The sequence below is a fragment of the Brucella pseudogrignonensis genome (assembly GCF_002252525.1).
Taxonomy (GTDB): Bacteria; Pseudomonadota; Alphaproteobacteria; order Rhizobiales; family Rhizobiaceae; genus Brucella; species Brucella pseudogrignonensis.
The window spans coordinates 1-20,397 of the sequence record NZ_NNRM01000036.1; the positions used below are offsets into that span (position 1 = coordinate 1).

Here is a 20,397-nt window from a genome sequence, read left to right on the forward strand (position 1 = left end):
AACATCCAGTAAAGCCCATTTGCCGTACGGCCAAGAAGCATAGATCATTCCCTTTTCACGCTCTGATCGTCGCAATAGCTTCTGCTGCGCTGGGTCACGGAAGCCAGATGGTCGTGTTTTACGATCCGACATTCGCTTCTCCTGCGGCGGTCGGTCGGTAAGTTTCAGCTTTTTCGGGCCTTCAATCGTCGAGTACCCAAGTATCCTTGGTGCCGCCACCCTGGCTCGAATTCACAACAAGCGAACCTTCTTTCAGCGCCACCCGTGTCAGCCCACCGGGCGTGATCCGGATACGATCTGACACCAGAACGAAAGGACGCAAATCGACGTGACGTGGTGCAAGACCGCTTTCGGTAAAGATTGGCGTTGTCGAGAGTGCCAATGTTGGCTGTGCGATATAGTTGCGTGGACGTGCTTTCAGTTTTTGAGCAAACGCATCGCGCTCGGCTTTGGTTGCAGCAGGCCCAACCAGCATTCCGTAGCCGCCGGATCCATGCACTTCCTTGACCACCAGATCGGCCAGATTATCGAGCACATAGGCAAGACTATCGGGTTCCGAACAGCGCCATGTCGGCACATTCTCGAGGATTGCCTTGCGGCCGGTGTAGAACTCGACGATTTCCGGCATGTAGGAATAGATGGCCTTGTCATCGGCAATTCCTGTGCCCGGCGCATTGGCAATCGTTATATTGCCAGCACGGTAGACATCCATGATGCCCGCGACGCCGAGCGTTGAGTCTGGACGGAATATCAACGGATCAAGAAAATCATCATCAACGCGTCTGTAAAGCACATCGATGGTGCGATAGCCCTTTGTCGTTCGCATCGCGACACGGCCGTCCAAAATGCGAAGGTCACTTGCTTCAACAAGTGGTACCCCCATCTGTTCGGCGAGAAACGCATGTTCGAAATAGGCTGAATTGTAGATGCCCGGCGTGAGAACTGCGACAGTCGGCACCCCTTGCGTTCCGGGTGGTGCAACACTTGCTAAGGATTGACGCAGCAATTGCGGATAGTTCTCGACCGGGCGAACCTTCACATTCTGGAACAGCTCCGGAAAAAGCTGCATCATGGTTTCGCGGTTTTCCAACATGTAGGAAACGCCGGAAGGCGTGCGCGCATTGTCTTCCAGCACGTAAAACTGGTTTTCAGCCGTCCGCACGATATCAACACCGATAATATGCGTGTAGACATTGCCCGGCGGACGCAACCCTATCATTTCGGGCAGGAATGCTTCATTGTTGCGGATGAGCTGGTCCGGTAAAATTCCAGCCCGGACTATTTCCTGACGATGATAAATATCCTCAAGGAAAGCATTGAGCGCCATCACGCGCTGTTCGATCCCTTGCGATAGCCTTCGCCATTCCTGGCCGGAAATGATACGCGGAATAATATCGAACGGAATAAGCCGTTCTGCAGCGTCCTGATCACCATAGACCGCAAAGGTGATGCCGGTTTTTCGAAAAACGCTTTCCGCATCCTGTGTTTTTTGCAGAAGTTTGTGCTGATCCTGCTGGTCTAGCCACTGCTTGAGAAATTCATAAGGTTGGCGAACACGCTCACCATGGCTGAGCATCTCATCAAATGGCTGCAACGGTGTTACTTTCAGATCATGCAATTGACATAAGGGCTTACGCCCAGATCATGTGGCGAGCGACCCGCAGGTCCATAGCGCATCGAGGTTCTTCTCGCTGGTCGAACGTGTTTGCTGACATTCGCCTGCAGCCCCTTATACTCCTCTGTCCACACCTCGAACCTGTTCAGTCGATGCGGGCCAAATGTCGAGAAAAGCGGAATGTCGCTGGCATCGCGACCACGCGCGACAAGAATTCGTCCAATCCTTGGCTGATTGTGTCGCGCATCGACCGTGAACCATTGACCGTCAAGATAGACTTCGACCCAAGCATTATAATCCATCGGCGACGGATCGGCCGGCACGCCAATATCACCCATGAATCCATTCGCGTAGCGGGCCGGAATGTTCAGCGCCCGACACAATGTGATAACCAGATGCGCAAAATCGCGGCATACACCGACACGTTCGTTATAGGCTTCCAGCGCTGTCCTAGTGGAGCGGGCATAGCCGTAAGAGAAACTCAAATGCGCATGGACGAAATCGCAAATCGCCCGCACCCGGTCAGCGCCGCCTTGATAATGTCCGAAACGGCTCCAGGCAATTTGCGACATCCGGTCTGTTTCGCAGTAGCGACTGCCCAATAGATAGGGAAGGCATTCCGCCGGCAAATGGGCAGGATCGACTTGCGTTGCATTTTCGTCGAAAATATCCGGCAGTCCACTCACTTCCACAATGGCATCATGCGTGAGAACCGTCTCTCCCTCAGGCAAGGTCTGGCGCACAAACTCATTGCCATGGATGTCGATATGTCTGGTGCCGGCAGCCTCCTCCGGGCAGGACCAGACAACATCCTTTTTATGCTGGGGGTGCACATTGAGATATGTGTAGACAGCTGTCGGAGATGTGACTTCCACTGCGATCTCGTAACCAACCCGAATAAGCATCCCGATCTCCTTTGCAATCTGGAGTCCGAAACTGCCAAACCGCTCGGTTGTTCCGCAGGATTCCTAAAAAACAAATTTTTCTCCATCGCCCATTTTTCAATGGGTCTTTTTCAGGGTTCAGACGTTCAAGCAGAAACCAACCAGGAATGGCGAAATGCGTCTCTTTGAATGCGATATCAGTGGTCTGCCGATCTATTTTGAAAACACCGTCAGTATTGGTGCCGGCAATGCTCCGGTGGGATTTGTCCCCGACACCCTCACTTTGCACAGTCTGCAACGGATCGACGACGTGCTCTGGTCAATTCCTTCCCGCGAAGGAGAAAGCTGGCGGTTCTGTAAAAATAGGTCCATCGACGGGAGCAATTGGCTTATCCGATCCGACGATCCTCATGCCCTCGCCATTCCTGCGCGCTATAATCGTGCCATGCCCAGCACTCACCGGGCGGAAGACATCGAACGATTGCACAAGATGGGTTCAGCCCAAAGGCATCTTTTCTATTCAATCCTGCGTCTCGGATTGCCGTGTCCCGGCCGCGACGTCGATGCGCAGCAAGGACTGGTCTTCGATTTTCTTGAGGACAGGTCAGATCCGGATGGGAAGCTCATACCCGCCATGACCGGTCACGAAGACGGCGTGATCAGTTTGCGTGCGGCGGAGGCCGATGACGACGTGCGCGAGGCGGTCCGCGTCTCAATGGGAGAACCCTACCGGACGCTTCTGGGTCATTTCCGCCATGAGATCGGTCATTTTTACTTCCAACAGCTGGTCGCCAGGTCCGACATGCTTGACGAGGCCCGGGCACTGTTTGGCGACGAACGGGATGATTACGCCGCCGCTCTAAAGAGAAATTACGAAAAAGGGCCGCCATCAGACTGGCCGGAGCACTTCATTTCAACCTATGCCAGCTGCCATCCTTCCGAGGACTTCGCTGAATGCTGGGCCCATTATTTTCATATCGTTGACACGCTGGAATCTGCCCGCGCCTTTGGGCTTTCGATCGATCCAAAGACCCATCAGGATTTGGAAGCGCAAGTGCGTTTTGATTCATACAGGGCATCCTCTGCTCAACAACTCGTTGACGCGTGGGTGCCGATCAGCCTCGCATTGAATACTTTCCAGCGTTCAATGGGGCAAGCCGACATCTATCCTTTCGTTTTGCCGGTCCCGGTCATTGAAAAGCTTGATTTCATCAATCGCCTGATCGCAAAATCGCGGCGCCACGATGCTTGGTGGTGAATAGGTCGACATGGGTTCTTTGCCAGCAGGCGCGCTTCATGTCGATCACGCCCGGATGTGAGCCGGGCAATAGCGGAGGCTGAGGGCTTTCGCGGCGAAGAACTGGAGCAGTGGCTGGCAGCCTTTGCTGGGAGGATCTTTCAAAGCGTCGAATCCGAGGAGAAGATCGAGGCAGTTGTTGTGAGATACGCTAAGCCACGAATTGATAGAATGAAGATCGTCCTGAGCGGCGCAAACACCACCGATGACATTGAAGCGGCCTTTGCTGCAATGCAATAATCGCAGATCGGAACTTGAAAAAAATAAGCCCCGCTCAGAGGGGGGCTCGGTAGCGGGGCTACTCACTTTGCATTCGAGCGGGGGCTGTGATGCTGTGAATAGCAATTTTTTAGAGCGGCAAATTGCTGTGTCAAGGCGTTAGGAAGCCAATTATTCTTGCTGAAACCTGATCGATCATGTCGCGATTGAGAAGTCGGGCGTTTCCTGCTTTTGGAGATGTCGTTGTTTTTTGCAACTGGGTTAGCTTGACTGGATCCGGAACAAAGGTGAATTTTGCTTCGAGATACGGGAGTGTTCCCCTAAGCCCGCAACTGACGGGCCGGCTTTAGTCGCTTATCCTCGCAATACTTGGCCTCGAACGCACAGACTGCGCTCGATTACGATAGCGTCGCGGCGGTCTTTGCATGAACGGTGTCAAATGTCGATACATGCATCGGTTTAGGACAACGAAATCAACTGGGTAACGAATGTTCGGCGGGCGTGCAAAATGGCGTGAGAAACTCATCACTGATGTTCTGGTTCAAGCTCTCGCCTGTGTGCCCTGTCGTAAGCACGGATTGTCCAGGAGGAAAAAGAGAAACTCTTGAGAACGCGAACTACGGTGGTCTCGGTCAGGTTGCTGACCTGCATGTTCTAGCAAATGCGATCATCGCACAAGTTCAGAAACATCACGATCCTGAATATCTGCAAACAACAGTCTGGGCTTCTCTCAAAGGAGGCCGTGCGAGGTTCGCTGAGGGTTTCGCTCGAAAACCATACATCTAGAGCAAGTCCAGGAGCCTCTAATTTTGGCTAACAACAAAAAACCCCAGCTCGTGGGTATTGTTGACGAGCTGAGGCTTTGCATACGACCTGTCTGCGGAAACGTCCATATGCATTAGCATTCTCTCATAAATGTGCAGGAACGCAATGAACGTTAGCGTACAAAGAGGAAGCTATGTTGCGTGATTTTTACTTTCGAACTCCAAGTTGCAACCCTAGAGCTTTCATTACACCGAGAAGGGTGGAGAGCTGCGGATCGCCCTTTTCACTGAGAAATAGGTAAAGTGCCTCGCGGGTAATGCCCGCTTCCCTTGCAATTTTGGTCATGCCTTTGGCTCTCGCAATATTGCCGAGCGCAACAGCAATGACTTTGGTATCGCCACCACATAACAGGACAACTACCGTGTTGCCGCGCTTACCGAAATAAGGCCTATAGCCGGGGCCGTAATCGATGCGCACCTCGCCTATTCCGTCGAAATATTTCACATCGCCAAACAGGCCAAGCGGTCGATGTGAGCGCAGGCCACCTTCTCGATCATTTTTCAGATTCTATCGTATCGCCTGCAAACTCATTCGGCTTTAGGGCTGGCGGCATTGGCCTCGCCTTATTCCGAACATTTCGGCTGGCCTGTTCAGGCGGCACGTGCTCTCTGAAATCATGATATAACAATTAATCAAAACAATGAAAAAAGCGGACTTTTCATCCGCCGTTCAAAGTTGATGGTTGAGAAAACAATATCAAGCCCTGTCGTTGATAGTTAGGGCGCGGCCTTGCGCCCCTGCCGAGTCTTTCTTGATTAATAGCGTCGGCGTATGAAGAGCGCGGCGAGCAGTGATATTGTGATTGTCACGGCGAGCAGAATGAAGGCGAGCGCAGCGCCCAACGGCCAGTTTGCTTTGTTTAGTATTTCGGTCACGATCATTGGAGCCATCATGCGGAACGATGGGCCGCCAAGAAGCACGGGCGTGGCATAGGCGTTCATTGTCAGAATGAAAGACAAGACAGAAGCCGCCAGAAGGCCGGGCATGATTTGCGGCATTCGAACGAGCATAAAGCTCTGCAAGGGGGCTGCGCCAAGGCTTGCTGCGGCGTAATCAATATTTTCGTCGAGCCCTTCAAAAACACTTTGCAGTGTAAGGACAACATAAGGAAGATTGACCGCTGTTATGCCGATGAAGACAGCCGTCGGCGTCTGCATGATTGCCAATGGCGAGGAAATTATGCCAATTTTCATGAGCAGAAAATTGAGCACGCCCGTTTGCCCGAAAGCCACCATCCAACCTGCAGCCCGAACAGCGTTCGAGATGAACAGGGGCAGGATGATTGCCATAAGAACAATGGTTTTGAGCGCGCCACTCTGCTTCGAAATCCAGTGCGCCAGAGGCAGGCTGAGTATGACGCAAACTGCGGTAACGGAGCCTGCCATCAGCAAGGTCGTGCTCATACCTTTCAGATAATATGTGTCCGTAAAAAATGTCGCAAAGTTTGCGATAGTAAAGCCTTGTACCATGAACTCGCCTGGCACGAAGTCATTAAAGCTATAGCGCAACAGATAAAGCAATGGCAGGGCCATGAAGATAAGGACCAGCCCTGTCGCAGGCATGAGGAGTGCGGCGGCGGAGATAGATGTTTTTTGCATGGCTGTACCGGGAAAGCTGGAGCGGAACCTGTCTGACTTCAGCCAGACAGGTCGTGGCAATCATCAGGCTTTGAACTCTTTGTTCCACCAGTTTTGCAGATCTGCATCTGCTTTCGCGACGTATTCAAGATCAGGCAGCACGAATTTTTCACGTTGCTCCGCTGTATAGTCGACGGCTGATGCAAGTTCGGCAGGTAGGACTACATCGGCATTGGTTGGCGCATAGCCCATCTGCTCAGCAAAAGCAGTTTGTGGCGCCTGTTCGAGCATCGCATTCAGATACTGATAGGCAGCCTGTTTATTCGGTGCATTTTTCGGTACACACATATCCGACAGGTAAAGGCCAATTCCTTCTTTTGGAATTGCAATTTCGATGTCGATGCCAGCATTTTTCCACATGTAGCCACGCGCATTCCACATGATGCACATGACGATTTCACCGGATTTCAGTGCCTGTGCGAGCGCTTCATTGGTAGGGTAGATTTTCACGCCCTGGTTTTTCAGTTCGAGCAGTTTGGCTTTGCCCGGCTCGTAATCCGATGCGCTGCCACCTGCAATCATTGCAGCCGATTCAATTGTCGTCTGATACTGAAGATCAATTACCCCGACGCGACCTGCATATTTCGGATCCCACAAGTCAGCATAGGACGTTGGCGCCGGGCTTACCTGCTTTGGATTGTAGAGAATAACACGACCCGTATAGATATGCGGGATGGAGTAGTTCGTACGAATGAACGGTAGAACCTTTTTCAGGTTGGGGACCTTCGTTTCATCCAGTTCTTCAATAATTCCGTTCTGAATCATCTCAAAGCTCCCCTGACGGGTGAGACATGCAATGTCCATTGACCCGCGTGGCAAACGGCGCTCTGCCAGAAGCTTTGCCTTGCGCACCGTATCGGTTGCAGGGTCATATATAACCTGCATCCCGCTGCCCTTGAGGTTGCCATCCGCAATATTGATTTGCTGCAGGTTCTGATAATCGCCACCCCAGGTGCCAACGACAGCCCGACCAGAGGCTCTTGCGAATGAGGGCACGATCGCCGAAGCGACAAGGCTGCCGGAAAGAATGCCAAAACTACGTCTGCTGATTTTTGTCATGCTAATTCCCCTTTTAATCGTTGATGAATTTATCCCAGAGGTCTTACGCCTCGTTCAGGAGTGAAAGATTAAAGCAGCACGACGTCCTCTGGCGCGATGCTCATAGTGATTGAACTTTCAGGAGTGAGGTGGATGCCAGCTTCATTGAGTTCGCGTGGTGAAGCAACCGCGGTCAGGTGCTGTCCATCGGTGAGCATGAGATCAATCTCGACGATGCCACCTAAGAACACATGTTTTCTGATAAGGACGGTCTGATTGTTTTGCGAAGAAGGGAGAGGTGCTTTGCTCAGTTTTAGGGCTTCTGGCCGGATGAGTGCTTCAGATGCTGTCCTGGAGTTTTGCGCCGCCTGAAACTGCACGCCGCCTTCAGTCGTAAATCTTCCATCATTTGTTGCCTTGCCTGTCAGGAAATTTGCACGACCGATAAAGTCGGCAACGAAGCGGTTTGCGGGTTGCTTATAGAGTTGTTCCGCATTGCCAATCTGCTCAATGAGCCCAGAACGCATCAGAACCAGTCGGTCACCGACCGACATTGCTTCTTCCTGATCATGTGTGACCATAATTGTCGTGATGCCGAGCGATTTTTGCAGACTGCGAAGCTCGTCACGTACCTGCAGGCGCAGTCGCGCATCCAGATTGGACAGAGGCTCATCAAGAAGCAGCATGTCGGGCCGGATTGCGATTGCGCGCGCAATCGCGACACGTTGTTGTTGTCCGCCTGATAATTGCTTTGGCAAACGGTCCATCAGATGTGCAAGGTCGACCAGTTCAAGAGCATGTTGAACACGGCTTTTCAGCTCGGGTTCAGCCACTTTTCTTCGGCGCAGACCGAATGCAACATTCTCGAGGATGCTCAGATGCGGAAAAAGTGCATAGTTCTGGAATACCAGACCGATATTGCGTCTATGCGGCGGTTCAAAGGTGATTTCCCTTTTTCCCAATCGCATCGTTCCTGCATCTGGCTCAATGAAGCCTGCGAGCATGCGCAACGTCGTGGTCTTGCCGCAGCCTGATGGTCCCAGAAAGATAAGGAACTCTCCTTCATGAACATCAAGCGTCATGTCGGATACGGCTTTGAAAGCCCCGTAGGTTTTGGTCAGTCCCTGAATTTGAACGTCAGCCATCAGACCATCCTCGAAATGTTTACAAAGCGATTGGAAATAACCAGCATCAGCGCCACAAAAAGCACCTGCAGAACAGAAACCGCAGCGATTGTCGGATCAATCTTCCATTCCAGATACTGCATCATCGCAACCGGTAGCGTGACTTGTCCGGGACTTGAGAGAAAGATGGAAACCTCGAGATTGCCGAAGCTGACGACGAAGGAAAACACAGCGGCTGCGAAGATTCCCGGCTTAATAAGTGGTAGTGTCACCAGCCAGACGACGGTTGGTGGCCTGGCGCCAAGTGAAGCTGCTGCTTCTTCAACCGACATGTTGACACCCTCGAGCGAAGCTAGCAGCAAACGAATGCACCAGGGGATTGTCAGCAGGACGTGGCCTGCCACAAATACACCGGTTGAGCCGACAATCGGTGCGCCCGATGCGATCTCGATTTCAACAACCGTCACGTACAGCGCTGCGCCGATCACGATTGCCGGCACCGTGAGAGGCGACATCAAAAGCTGAATCAAAGCACTGCGGCCACGAAAATTACGCCGTACAATCACCATTGCTGCAGGGACCGATACCAGCAGGCCAGCCAGCATCGCAAAGCTCGCAACCGCTATTGAAAGCAGAAAACCACTTAGAAACTGAGGTTGACGAAACGCTTCCGAAAACCAGTGGAGTGAATAGCCTTCAACCGGCAATGACAAAATCTCATTCGAGATCACGGAGAGCCAGAACACCAGCACAAGGGGCAGAAGCATCAGCGCAAGGCTGAATGCAATCATTGTCGCTGCTCCCAATCGTCCCAGGCGCTCTGTAAGAGAATTGCCCCGGACCATCCGACTTACTCCGCCAGAGTGTTCTTATGGAACACGCCGCCCTTCATGATGGCCGTCAGGCACTCATCATGTCGCTCCAGTGTGGTGATATCCTCAAGTGGGTTGCCATCCACGATCAGAAGATCCGCATAGGCACCGGGCTTGATAACGCCGATTTCGTCTTCCATGCCGCAAAGCTTCGCCGAAATCCGTGTTGCTGAATGCAGCACTTCGCGGTTGGTCAAGACACTCGCACGCAGCGAAAACTCCATCGACTGGTATTTGTGAAGCTGCCCGAGCAAATCTGAGCCAAATGCCATTGGCAGGCCGGCATCACGCATAATTGCCAGCGATTCCAATCCACCACGGCGGACTGTATCGATCTTGGACTGGGAGTCTGCACTTAAACCGAAGCTTGCCCCTTCCAGCGCCAGCCCTTCATAAGCAACGAGCGTCGGGCAAGCGATTGCACCGGCCTTAGCAGCCAGACGTGCTGTCTCAGGGGTTATGAGGTTGCAGTGCTCAAGCGATTTGACGCCACATTCGACCGCACGGCGAATGGAGGCATCTGAATAGGTGTGAGCGGCAACATAAAGTCCATAGTTTTCAGCTTCTTCTACAATCGCGCAGATTTCTTCGCGTGAATATTGCAGTACGTGAATGGGATCATTGGGTGAGGCGACGCCGCCATTGGCCATGATTTTGATGAATTGCGCACCATTCTTGATTTCTTCGCGTGCAGCGCGGCGCACTTCATCCACGCCATCGGCGATCCGTCCGAGACTGCCAAGTCTGGCTTCGTGCAGGGGACGATTATCGTAACGTTTACGATAATCACCATGACCAACCGTCTGGCTCAGTGCTTTGCCGCAGATAACAAGGCGAGGGGCTTCGACGGTGCCCTCATCGACTGCTAGCTTCAGGCCAAGGTCAGCGCCCGCCAGATCGCGGAGTGTCGTGAAGCCGCGCATCAGCATATCGCGCATGATTTTCGCGCTACGCAATGCAATGAGGGATGTCGGCAGTGCGGCATTTTCGGCAAGATCAACCAGTGTCGCTGCGACATGGACATGCGCATCTACAAGTCCTGGCATCAGTGTCCGGCCAGCCAGGTCGATTCTTTGGGCAGCAGGTGCGGTAACAGGCTGATCACTGATCGCTACGATGCGGTCGTCTTCAACCAGAACCTCAAATCCGGACTTGAGAATGCCGTCGTCGACATCAAGGATAGGGCCGCCGAAAAACACAAAACTCGTCATTGTTCATTCCCCATTATGCGTCAGCTCGGACGCTTGTATACAACAAGTATATTGACCCTATCCTTGCATGGAGACTTCGTCTTGTCTACATAAAAACAGTACAGCTTGTTTTTATGTTGAAAAGCTTGTTATGACGCTGTTTTAACTCAATTTTACCGACTGATTTTTCACTGATGGTGTTGAATTATGATGCAATTCGCTTAATATCGAGGCGATAGATTGCGCTTTGTCATTCGTAGAGATCTTGCCATATGAAACGCTCTGTAAAACCGATCCGCGTTCAAAATTCGGCGCAGTCGCGTCGAAAAACGCAGGCCGAGCGTTCATCATCAACGCGGTCAAGAGTTTGCCAGGCGACCCTTGAAGCTCTTGCCGAAGTTGGGCATGGACTTATTTCGACATCACTGATTGCGCAAAAAGCAAAAGTCTCGCGCGGTGCGCTGACGCACCAGTTTCCTTCGCGCAATGACCTTCTCGTTGCCGCACTTCGACAGTTGCATGAGGACTGGGAAGTCGCCGATCCATTTGGCGCCGACCCCAACAAAACCCAGTATACGCTACCGGAACTGACTGAAGCATTGTGGCTGACGATCTTCTCCGATACGCGCTACATCGCTGCTATTGAGCTGATGCTCGCTGCGCGTTTGGACAATGAGTTAGGTCAGAGGTTGCGCGATGAAATGAGCCGCTGGGTCAATATCCGCGATTTAAGTATATCAAGGCTCGTGGGTTTTGAGCCCAACAATGAAACCGATACGTTGAAACTTCACCTTATTCTGTCTGTACTGCGTGGTATAGCGGTGCACCAGAGCTTCGATCCGGAAATGGAAACAGGGCGGAAATTAGTCGATTTGTGGAAGAAAATGTTAAACCAGGTCATGGAGACCCGCAACTAAAGATGGTTATTTCAAGATTTTATGGCGATGAGTATAGTTAGAATAATGCGTGCTTCATGATTTTTTGTGAGTGGTAAAATTGATGGATATTTATAATTCAAAAAATTGATGTTGCGTAGCGCTGTTGAAGCAGGCTGACACCTATGACAAATGAGGATTTTCCATATGTGTCATAGTTTTAGATATTTAATGACCGTTCATTGGATTCATACTGACCAGGGCCGCAGCGACTGATACTTGCAGCCATCACCTTGCCCATTGACGAGGCTTTAGAAGGCCAAGCAGCAGTGGCTCGTCGCATTCTCAGACACTGTTAAAGCTCACGAGCGCCCTGGGGGGATCCTGAAGACGACTTGCCCATGAATACAGGCAGGCCACGTTTCAACTAAGCTTTGCCAAAGGAAAGTGGTTTATCCGAGCCAACTGCCATTCCAGTTGCCTCGCGACCAGCCGTGTCGAGCAGGGCCTCAACGTCTGTTGGGAATGCGCGCGCAACAAACTGGCGTATTTTCGGTTCTGGTGCCATTGCCGACTGGCCATTGCTGGATGCGATGATGCTCTGTTCCTCGATGGCGGACCTTGTCGTTATCCATTCAGGCGGAGGCGGTTACGCCGGCTATATGACAAGTGAAGGTATCACCGTGATTGCCGACGGAACAGCAGAGGGCGCTGAACGTCTTGATCATGCGCTCACCAATGATACGGCGCTCGGGGTCATTCGCTATGCCGATGCGCGTTATGAGGAGTCGCGTGAAGAAATATCAGCAAAGAACATCCCCCATATCGCCACCGCATGATCATCGCTTGATGCGAGGCTCGACGGTGCGGCGCGTCTGCTCAGCCAGTTGCGCCGCAAGGCACTATCGGCTGTGCCGGAAGCGGGGAAAAATTTCCATGCTCAGATAATCCTCGTCAAAGCTCGCAATATGCACCAGTGCCGGCCGGTTGACGAACTCAACTATATTATTGCGGAAAATCAGCAGTTGCTCACTACGCAACTGCCGTAACATGCGATTGACGTGAATGGGCGTCAATCCAAGCGCATCGCCTAGCTCGGATTGCGTCAGTGGGCAGAAAAACTGGCCCTCATCCCCCGTGCCATCCATTCGGGCACGATGACCAAGTTCCAAGAGCAGATGCGCGAGCCGCACTAAAGCGCTGCGCCGTCCAATGGAAATGACATGTTCGACCAGGATGGCGCGCTGCCGCGCCATCAATTCGATGAAGGTCATGGCCAGTCTCGGCGCCGCCGCAAGGCGTTCGGTGAGGTGATCGAGGGAGAGTTCGAAAACGGAAAGCTCCGTCACCGCGATCAGCGTGTAGTAGTTAAAGCCAATCCCGGTCCGAAAACCCAGGAAATCGCCCCGCATCGGAAAGTCAAGAATCTGACGGTCACCATCAGCAAGGTCCCGATAGGTGCATCCCCAGCCGCTTCTGATAATATGCAGCGAGTTGGCCCAATCCCCCTGACTGCTGACCACACTATGCGGTGCAAAGTTCTTGACGGTTACTGGCAGCGCGTGAAGTGTCTCATTCTCTCCGTCATCCAAGACCGCGCCGATCGGCGGACTCGCCAGAAAATGGCGAAGCGTCTTTGCGTCGTCAGCATTCACCGCCATGGACATCTCACCTGACATTTCACCCGATCAAGGTGATGGGATCTGATTCTCGTGCCTTGCGCCCGTTACTTGATTTTTTATGCTCGCGCGGCCTCCTTTGAGTGTCGGGGAGCCCCTTTATTTTGGCAAGGTAGTAATCTCTACCACTAATTGCGTAGATATCTGAGCTTTTACTAAACCATATTTCCCTCAACTGCTTAATCTAGGTTAATGACACTGTGACAAAATTCGGGCAATCTTCTGATTAATAAAAGCAATAGTAAGCATTGATTACGGGGTTAATAATAAAAATCACTGAAAACAGCGAAAAGGCGGCCGTAGCGCTCTAGTCATTGTGAATGTTTCGCAATGCGATAACTGCGCATGACACGGTTAGAGGGCGAAAAAATGAACATTTCTCCGCAGTTCAACAGCAGAAGCAGTGAAGCAAAGAATAACAATCATCTTTCTTCGAAAGATACTTCGTTCAAGTCAGACGAATCCAATAATGCAGTTTTGCCACTACTTGTCATAATTGACAACCGGGCGTTGGATCGTGAATGTCTGGCGCATGGCCTGACCAATCACAGTCTCGATATGTCAATCGCCACGTTCAGCTCATTTGAGCAATGGCAGCATCAGCGCCGTGGGCGCAGCGTCAGTGCCGTGCTCTTCAACATTGGCGGTCAGAAAGTGTCGGATCCAGCGGTCGGTAATTACCTCAACCGCATCGTTAATGACTGCGCTCCGTCGCCTGTCATCATCCTGGCGGATAAGGAAGAAATCTCACAAGTCCTCAAAGCGCTTGACTATGGCGTCAAAGGCTACATCCCGACATCGGTCAACGTCAATGTTTGCGTGGAAGCGCTACGGCTAGCCATGGCAGGGGGCACCTTCGTGCCCGCAAGCAGCGTCCTGGCGCTGCGCCATGCCAGTGATCCCAACTCGCATCGCTTGCAGCCTCTGGGCGGAATGTTCACTCAACGTCAGGCCGAAGTCGTCAACGCGCTGCGCCGTGGCAAGGCCAACAAAATCATAGCCTATGAACTCAAGCTGCGTGAAAGCACCGTCAAGGTTCACATTCGCAACATCATGAAGAAGCTCAAAGCCTCCAACCGCACGGAGGTTGCCTGTATCATCAATGAGCTCTTCCCGTCGGAAACATCGTTCTCCGACATTCACTAGCCCGGACATCGGGTCATGAATTAGCGCCTGGTCGCGCTTTGTCTTTTCGCATGAGGGAGACTTTCTGTGATTATCTCCGACGTTTCATCAGGAAACGCGCGGCAGCCGCTGGCTGACCTGCTCGAAACAATCAAACGCAGAAGAACCTTGATCATTGCGCCACTTCTTGCCGGAGTTGCGATCGGGGTTATCGGCTATCTGATGGCGCCTTTAAGCTATGTGTCGGAATCGGTTCTGGTCCTCGATATGCGCCGCGTGCAGGCGCTGCCAAACGAAAGCGCTATCACACCCCTGCCTCAGGACAGCCCCGTGCTGCGATCCGAACTCGATATCATCAGCTCGCGCATGATGGCGCGCAAGGTGATCGATATTCTGCAAGCCGACAATGTCAATGTCCCCACCGCCTTTCGGTCCGGTACAGTATTGTCGGCACCGCCTGAAAATGCGAAACAAGTGCGGGAGGCGCGCGACGTGGATGCGGCGGCGCGCGAAAGACAACGCATTGATCTGTTGCTGTCGCGCTTGCGGGTCAATAATGATGGCCGTTCCTACACGATCTTCATTTCCTACCGGGCACCCGATCCCGTCTATGCAGCGAGGGTGGCCAATGCCTTTGTCACCGCCTATCTTGATCACCAGATCGATGTGCAGCAATCTGCAGCGCGTCGGGTGAGCGAATGGCTGGGCGAGAAACTGGTCAGCCTGCGCAGTGATCTGGAGGGCGCGGAACGCGCGGCCGAAGACTTCAGGCAAAAATCGCGGCTTGCCGGAGATCCCGGCCAGATCAGTTTCCAGGCGCAAAGGGTTGCGGCCCTCAATACAGAAATCGTTGCCGCAACCGGCGCAGTATCGCTTGCAGAGGCGCGGCTGCGCACCGCCGAGTCGCTGAAGACCAATAATGAAGCGCCGGCACTGACCGAAGTTCTGGCCTCCCCCGCTATCCAGTCCCTTCGCAATGAACAGGCACGTGTCGAACGCCAACTCGATGAACTGCGATCCAATGGAGCGTTGAAAAGTGCTGAAATCCCGGTCCTGACCGCCGAGCGCGATGCCCTCAAGCAGCAAGTCACAGCGCAGGTCGATGAAATCATCAAAAGCCTGAGCAATGAAATCAAGATCGCGCGGCAGCGACGCTCCGGGCTCGAAGATGCCCTGACGGCAGCCGAGGCCGACCTCGCGCAGGCCAACCAGGCACAGGTCCAGGCGGTTCAGCTTGACCGCGAGGCCAATGCAAGCCGCACTGTCTATGAGAGCTATCTGACCCGCTACAAACAACTGATCGAGCAGGACGGGATCGCCGTACCTGAAGCGCAGATGATATCCGCGGCGGAACCCGCCACAGCCAAAGCAAGCCCCAATCTCGCAAACTGGTTGTTGCTGGGTCTGGGGCTCGGGGGCCTCGTGTCGTTGCTGGCAACGGTTTCAAGAGAAGCCTTTGACAAGATAAGGCCCGCGCAGACTGCCTCGTTCATTCTGCCCGGCATTCCGGCGGCCACCTTGCTGCCGCTCACACCTCAACTCACTGTCCCCATGCTGGTCAATCGTGGCCTCGATCCGGCAAGTGCATTTGGGCGGGCGATCAAATCCGTCCATGACAGGTTGCGCTTCTTGTCCCGCGGCCGGGATTCGCTTTCCCTTGCCATCATTTCGCTCGGCGACAGTGAGACAAAGGCACTGCTGATCACCGCGCTCGCTCAGCAATTTGCAGCATCAGGCGTCGCAGTCGCTGTCATCGATGCCACCAATCAACATTCGCGACTGTCGCAAGCCCTCGGCTTGCCCGAGACGGGACAGGGCACGGCATCGACCGGGCGCAAACTATCGGGCGCCACCCTCAATCACGATCATGGGTCGGGGATCGATATTATCACACCGGGCCAACAGGTCGAAGGGGAATGGCTTTCGGAACTGATCGCACAGCTTCGCACCGACCATAAAATCATCCTGGTAGACCTGCCCTCCGTGGCCGATGATAAGCGGTCGGTGCTGCTTTCGCGTGCCGCCGATACCGCGCTTCTGGTCGCGCAGCCCGATCGCAACGACCAGCCGGCGAACCATGCCCTCATTCAAACCATGGCTGCCCTGGGGCGAAAACCGGCACTCGCCGTGGTCAGCCAGTCTACAACCTCCTATCGCAGCTGGCTGGAGAGCATAATCGCTTTTTTGCGTCCCAATGCACGGCAAGCAAGCCAGTTGTTCCGCGCTGCACTCAAGCGCCGTCATCAGACTGCCTCGCAGTCTGGGCATAATCAGCATGAGGCTTAACATGGTCCTTCAAACACCAACTGCACGCATCCGGCATCCACTGGCGGTCTTGCTGTTGTCAAGCTCTGTGGCCTTCGGCCCGACAGTCGGCTCGGCACAATCACGGCTTCAAGCTGAAACCCCGGCCCAGGCTCAACCGGCAGCCTCGCCACAAACGCAGAGCGAACCCTATCAGGTCGGCCCCAATGATATCCTGCAGATAACGGTCTATGGCCAGCCCTCGCTGACCGGGGTCTTTCCGATCGATGTGGATGGCAATATCGGCTATCCGGTGATTGGAACGATCAGTATGAAGGGGCTGACGACAGCGCAGATCAGCGAGAAAATCGGCAATACGCTATCTCAGCACATACCCGGGCTCACCGTCACAGCGTCGATCAGCCAATATGCACCGGTCTTCGTGATGGGCGACGTCAAGGCGCCAGGCAAATATGATTTCCGCCCCGGAATGGTTGCTTTGGAACTGATGGCGCTGGGGGGCGGGGCCGGCAAGGGCGAGGCACCCGCTGTTACGGCCGGAATGCAGATGATCAGCGCACAACAGGAATATGCCGATCTGCAAATGCAGATCACTACAACAAATATCCGCAGGATCCGCCTGAAGGCGGAACTTGACGGCACAGCCTTCGATTATCAATTGCCACAGGCAAACCCGGCCAATGCCCAGGCAGCATCCCTTAGCCAGCACATGCTGGATGGTGAGAAGACATTGTTCAATGTCCGCCGCAGCAATCTGGCTGCAGAGCGCGATGCGCTGAATGCTCAGTCGGCCAGTTACGGGGATGAAATTCAGACCTTGCAGCAAAGCATCAAACTGCACGATGCAGAAATCCAGCTGCTGCAGGAAAATGTGGAGTCAAGCAAGTCGCTGGTTGATCGCGGCCTGGCGGCCAAATCCAATCTCCGCGACATGGAACGCGATCTGTCTGCCACGCGGCGTGACGCGCTTGAACTGGGGTCGTTCCTGGCACGGGCGCGGCAAAACCAGCTCGCCGTGCAGCAGCGGATTGCCAATCTCGAAGAGGCGCGCAGGAGTGAAGCCGCAACCAGCCTACAGGAACTTGATCTCAATATCGCCCGCATGGAACTGCGCAGCAATGCACAGCTGCAAACCATGGCCGAAATCGCCAAGTCCTCCGGCAATATTTCCTCGTCTGACATGCGCCAGAAACTCCTGTTCACCATCAGCAGGAACATCAATGGCGCCTTCGAGGAAATCAAGGCCGATGAACGCACAAGGATCAGGCCCGGCGACATCCTGCGCATTGAACTTGATCTGAGCAAACTGACCGGCTCTCCTGCGTAAAGCGCGAGGGAGAAGCCTCACAAAAAGGGTGCCTGCTTCACGCGGGCACCCTTTTATTGGTATCAACGCTCAGTGATTGCAGCCCTGAGAGCATCGGTCTTGCGGTGAGTTCGCGGCTAGTCACCGACCCGGTAACCCGCGCCGGAAGCGCTCAGCTGCCGGTTCAGGCTGCCGCATAACGGGCCTGTTCCAGCAACCAGTTCCGGTAGACCTCCCTGATCCCATCGCTAAGATCAATGCGCGGCCTCCATCCCAGAGCACGCATATGTGTGGTGTCGAGGAGCTTGCGTGGGGTCCCATCCGGCTTGCTGAGATCATGTTCCAGTCGGCCTTCAAACCCAACCACCTTGGCAATGATCCGCGCCAGTTCTCCGATCGAGACTTCGTCTCCGGTGCCAATATTGACCGGTTCAAGTCTGTCGCTAAATCGCAGCAGATGGATCAGCGCATCGGCCAGATCATCCACATGGAGAAATTCACGCAACGGCGTGCCACTGCCCCACAATGTGACCTGATCCTTGCCGGCAAGCTTTGCTTCGTGAATGCGTCGCATCAGTGCAGGCAGAACATGCGACGTCAGCGGATCGAAATTGTCGTTTGGCCCGTAGAGATTGGTTGGCATTGCCGTCATGAAGTGATGGCCAAATTGTCGTGCGCAGGCCTCAGCATATTTGAGAGCCGCAATCTTGGCAATCGCATAGGCTTCATTGGTCGGCTCCAAAGGCCCCGTCAACAAAGCCTTCTCTGTCATGGGCTGCGGTGCTTCGCGCGGATAAATGCAGCTTGAACCCAACCACAACAACCGCTCTACTCCACAAAGATGGGCTGCGCGAATGATGTTGATGCCTATCGCGAGATTGTCATAAAGAAACTCGGCGGGATATTGCGAATTTGCAAGAATGCCACCGACCCTGGCTGCAGCCACGATGATGATATCGGGCCTATGCTGCTCGATGAACGCTTCGGTCGGCGCCTGGCGTGTAAGATCCAACGCCGCATGGCCAATCGTTAAAACCGTACAATCCTCTGACTTCAGACGTCTGAGAATGGCAGATCCCACCATTCCCGTATGCCCGGCAACAAATATCTTCTTGTTAGCGATCGAGTAAAGCGGGGCGGGAAGGGGTTCAGCCATAAAAGTCATTGCGCCCGACCTCCCGCATGATATTGCGCATATCCCAATCCACCATTTCCGTGACAAGATTCTCAAAGCCTGTCGTGTGTTGCCAGCCGAGCCGATCCCTTGCCTTGGAGGCATCGCCGAGCAGGAAATCGACCTCGTTTGGCCGGAAATAGCGCGGATCGATCTCAATGAGACATTGACCCGACTTGCGGTCCAATCCAATCTCATCAATCCCGTCGCCTTGCCATTCGATTTGCTTGTCGACGGCTCTGAATGCCTGTTCGACAAATTCGCGCACCGTGTGTGTTTCACCGGTGGCCAGCACATAATCATCCGGGATATCTTGTTGTAGAATGCGCCACATGCCCTCGACATAATCGCGTGCATGTCCCCAGTCACGACGCGCATTCAGATTGCCCAGACGCAATTTGTCCTGAAGTCCTCTTTCGATCGCAGCGACCGCACGGGTGATCTTGCGTGTCACGAATGTCTCTCCGCGCAGCGGGCTCTCATGATTGAATAAAATGCCATTGGAGGCATGAAATCCATAGGCCTGACGGTAATTGACCGTCGTCCAGTAAGCGTAAAGTTTCGCGGTCGCATAGGGACTGCGTGGTGCAAAGGCCGTTTGTTCGCTCTGCGCCTGCGGGGAGCTGTTCCCGAACAGTTCCGAAGTGGATGCCTGATAAAAGCGGCAGCCTTGGCCAAGGCCGAGAATGCGCATGGATTCCAGAAGTCTCAGTGTCCCCAGTGCATCGGCATTCGCGGTATATTCGGGGGTCTCAAAACTCACCTGAACATGGCTCTGTGCGCCCAGATTATAGATTTCATCGGGCCGAACCTCCTGGATGACACGACAGAGATTGGTCGCATCCGTCAGGTCGCCGAAATGCAGTTTGAACCGGATATCCTCTTCATGCGGGTCCTGATAAAGATGATCGATGCGCGCGGTATTGAACGATGAGGATCGTCGCTTGAGACCGTGCACCCGGTAGCCCTTGGCGAGCAGAAGCTCACTGAGATAGGCACCGTCCTGCCCTGTCACGCCGATGATCAGTGCTGTCTTTTCCTGCAAGGTCTTCCCTCCGACCAGAGTTTGATCAGGGCATGATAGCGATTTGACGGGGCACAGATACGGCTTCAAAACGGTGAAAACCAGTCCGGCCATGTCTGTTTGGATGAGGCCGTGTGGCTGCGCGTTAGCCCTTGTTTCAACCAAAGTGGTAGCCATCCCATCCGCAGTTCGCCCCCCCTATGCCAATGGGCTTCTTGCAATCAGCGACAGCCTGCAGCCATCCTTGG

At 53.7% G+C, this 20,397-nt stretch carries 17 protein-coding genes; 6 read left to right on the top strand and 11 right to left on the bottom strand.

Features of this window, described 5'->3' with window-relative positions; all coding sequences use genetic code 11:
- Window positions 1–181: 181 nt before the first annotated feature.
- The gene (locus tag CEV34_RS15170; RefSeq protein ID WP_064322799.1) at window positions 182–1,594 is read right to left on the bottom strand and encodes a circularly permuted type 2 ATP-grasp protein; all 1,413 of its coding nucleotides are present in this window, start codon (window positions 1,592–1,594) and stop codon (window positions 182–184) included.
- An 11-nt stretch (window positions 1,595–1,605) separates the two neighbouring features.
- Complete coding sequence (locus CEV34_RS15175) at window positions 1,606–2,520, bottom strand: transglutaminase-like domain-containing protein (RefSeq protein ID WP_007880631.1); 915 nt, start codon at window positions 2,518–2,520, stop codon at window positions 1,606–1,608.
- A gap of 154 nt (window positions 2,521–2,674) precedes the next feature.
- Between CEV34_RS15175 and CEV34_RS15180 the strand changes: the two genes are divergently transcribed.
- On the top strand, window positions 2,675–3,757 hold the full coding sequence (locus CEV34_RS15180; RefSeq protein ID WP_094543901.1) for a zinc-binding metallopeptidase family protein: 1,083 nt from the start codon (window positions 2,675–2,677) through the stop codon (window positions 3,755–3,757).
- A 1,230-nt stretch (window positions 3,758–4,987) separates the two neighbouring features.
- On the opposite strand, the gene CEV34_RS27345 is transcribed toward CEV34_RS15180, so the two are convergent.
- The 6 genes from CEV34_RS27345 to CEV34_RS15220 all read right to left on the bottom strand — a co-directional run bounded on the left by CEV34_RS27345 (window position 4,988) and on the right by CEV34_RS15220 (window position 10,722).
- Complete coding sequence (locus CEV34_RS27345) at window positions 4,988–5,284, bottom strand: addiction module antidote protein (protein WP_235819079.1); 297 nt, start codon at window positions 5,282–5,284, stop codon at window positions 4,988–4,990.
- A gap of 311 nt (window positions 5,285–5,595) precedes the next feature.
- Window positions 5,596–6,438: an ABC transporter permease gene (locus tag CEV34_RS15200; protein WP_235819080.1), complete on the bottom strand. Its 843-nt coding sequence runs from the start codon at window positions 6,436–6,438 to the stop codon at window positions 5,596–5,598.
- 63 nt (window positions 6,439–6,501) lie between these two features.
- Complete coding sequence (locus CEV34_RS15205) at window positions 6,502–7,536, bottom strand: ABC transporter substrate-binding protein (RefSeq protein WP_007880619.1); 1,035 nt, start codon at window positions 7,534–7,536, stop codon at window positions 6,502–6,504.
- A gap of 68 nt (window positions 7,537–7,604) precedes the next feature.
- Entirely contained in the window at window positions 7,605–8,660 is a 1,056-nt protein-coding gene (locus tag CEV34_RS15210; protein ID WP_007880617.1) for an ABC transporter ATP-binding protein, read from the bottom strand.
- Window positions 8,660–9,430 (bottom strand): ABC transporter permease, encoded by a 771-nt coding sequence (locus CEV34_RS15215; protein WP_007880616.1) that lies wholly within the window; start codon window positions 9,428–9,430, stop codon window positions 8,660–8,662. Before CEV34_RS15215 ends, CEV34_RS15210 begins: the two co-directional genes overlap by 1 nt.
- Window positions 9,431–9,489: 59 nt before the next feature.
- Window positions 9,490–10,722: a metal-dependent hydrolase family protein gene (locus CEV34_RS15220; RefSeq protein ID WP_064322795.1), complete on the bottom strand. Its 1,233-nt coding sequence runs from the start codon at window positions 10,720–10,722 to the stop codon at window positions 9,490–9,492.
- A gap of 251 nt (window positions 10,723–10,973) precedes the next feature.
- Here CEV34_RS15220 and CEV34_RS15225 point away from each other — a divergent pair, with 251 nt between their 5' ends.
- On the top strand, window positions 10,974–11,618 hold the full coding sequence (locus CEV34_RS15225) for a TetR/AcrR family transcriptional regulator (protein WP_007880611.1): 645 nt from the start codon (window positions 10,974–10,976) through the stop codon (window positions 11,616–11,618).
- 392 nt (window positions 11,619–12,010) lie between these two features.
- Window positions 12,011–12,415: a hypothetical protein gene (locus CEV34_RS15230; protein ID WP_007880610.1), complete on the top strand. Its 405-nt coding sequence runs from the start codon at window positions 12,011–12,013 to the stop codon at window positions 12,413–12,415.
- A 63-nt stretch (window positions 12,416–12,478) separates the two neighbouring features.
- Here the strand turns inward: CEV34_RS15230 and CEV34_RS15235 are convergent, their stop codons facing one another.
- The gene (locus CEV34_RS15235; RefSeq protein ID WP_007880609.1) at window positions 12,479–13,237 is read right to left on the bottom strand and encodes a Crp/Fnr family transcriptional regulator; all 759 of its coding nucleotides are present in this window, start codon (window positions 13,235–13,237) and stop codon (window positions 12,479–12,481) included.
- Between the two features lie 387 nt (window positions 13,238–13,624).
- Here CEV34_RS15235 and CEV34_RS15240 point away from each other — a divergent pair, with 387 nt between their 5' ends.
- From CEV34_RS15240 to CEV34_RS15250, 3 genes are all read left to right on the top strand, one after another.
- Complete coding sequence (locus tag CEV34_RS15240) at window positions 13,625–14,401, top strand: response regulator transcription factor (protein WP_007880608.1); 777 nt, start codon at window positions 13,625–13,627, stop codon at window positions 14,399–14,401.
- Window positions 14,402–14,467: 66 nt separating this feature from the next.
- The gene (locus CEV34_RS15245) at window positions 14,468–16,666 is read left to right on the top strand and encodes a GumC family protein (protein WP_094543903.1); all 2,199 of its coding nucleotides are present in this window, start codon (window positions 14,468–14,470) and stop codon (window positions 16,664–16,666) included.
- Window position 16,667: 1 nt separating this feature from the next.
- The gene (locus CEV34_RS15250; RefSeq protein WP_007880600.1) at window positions 16,668–17,972 is read left to right on the top strand and encodes a polysaccharide biosynthesis/export family protein; all 1,305 of its coding nucleotides are present in this window, start codon (window positions 16,668–16,670) and stop codon (window positions 17,970–17,972) included.
- Between the two features lie 163 nt (window positions 17,973–18,135).
- On the opposite strand, the gene CEV34_RS15255 is transcribed toward CEV34_RS15250, so the two are convergent.
- Together CEV34_RS15255 and gmd are read right to left on the bottom strand one after the other, a co-directional pair.
- Window positions 18,136–19,116: a GDP-L-fucose synthase family protein gene (locus CEV34_RS15255; protein ID WP_039861073.1), complete on the bottom strand. Its 981-nt coding sequence runs from the start codon at window positions 19,114–19,116 to the stop codon at window positions 18,136–18,138.
- Window positions 19,100–20,170, bottom strand: a complete 1,071-nt coding sequence (gmd, locus tag CEV34_RS15260) for a GDP-mannose 4,6-dehydratase (protein ID WP_007880598.1) — start codon at window positions 20,168–20,170, stop codon at window positions 19,100–19,102. The genes CEV34_RS15255 and gmd overlap by 17 nt, the downstream gene beginning before the upstream one ends.
- Window positions 20,171–20,397: the final 227 nt, after the last annotated feature.

Excerpts from the sequence above, each read along its gene's own strand:
- CEV34_RS15200 (WP_235819080.1), bottom strand. The coding sequence starts at position 6,438 with ATGCAAAAAACATCTATCTCCGCCGCCGCACTCCTCATGCCTGCGACA.
- CEV34_RS15220 (WP_064322795.1), bottom strand. The coding sequence starts at position 10,722 with ATGACGAGTTTTGTGTTTTTCGGCGGCCCTATCCTTGATGTCGACGAC.
- CEV34_RS15210 (WP_007880617.1), bottom strand. The coding sequence starts at position 8,660 with ATGGCTGACGTTCAAATTCAGGGACTGACCAAAACCTACGGGGCTTTC.
- CEV34_RS15235 (WP_007880609.1), bottom strand. The coding sequence starts at position 13,237 with ATGGCGGTGAATGCTGACGACGCAAAGACGCTTCGCCATTTTCTGGCG.
- CEV34_RS15175 (WP_007880631.1), bottom strand. The coding sequence starts at position 2,520 with ATGCTTATTCGGGTTGGTTACGAGATCGCAGTGGAAGTCACATCTCCG.
- CEV34_RS15180 (WP_094543901.1), top strand. The coding sequence starts at position 2,675 with ATGCGTCTCTTTGAATGCGATATCAGTGGTCTGCCGATCTATTTTGAA.
- CEV34_RS15215 (WP_007880616.1), bottom strand. The coding sequence starts at position 9,430 with ATGATTGCATTCAGCCTTGCGCTGATGCTTCTGCCCCTTGTGCTGGTG.
- CEV34_RS15255 (WP_039861073.1), bottom strand. The coding sequence starts at position 19,116 with ATGACTTTTATGGCTGAACCCCTTCCCGCCCCGCTTTACTCGATCGCT.
- CEV34_RS15240 (WP_007880608.1), top strand. The coding sequence starts at position 13,625 with ATGAACATTTCTCCGCAGTTCAACAGCAGAAGCAGTGAAGCAAAGAAT.
- CEV34_RS15250 (WP_007880600.1), top strand. The coding sequence starts at position 16,668 with ATGGTCCTTCAAACACCAACTGCACGCATCCGGCATCCACTGGCGGTC.
- CEV34_RS15205 (WP_007880619.1), bottom strand. The coding sequence starts at position 7,536 with ATGACAAAAATCAGCAGACGTAGTTTTGGCATTCTTTCCGGCAGCCTT.
- CEV34_RS15225 (WP_007880611.1), top strand. The coding sequence starts at position 10,974 with ATGAAACGCTCTGTAAAACCGATCCGCGTTCAAAATTCGGCGCAGTCG.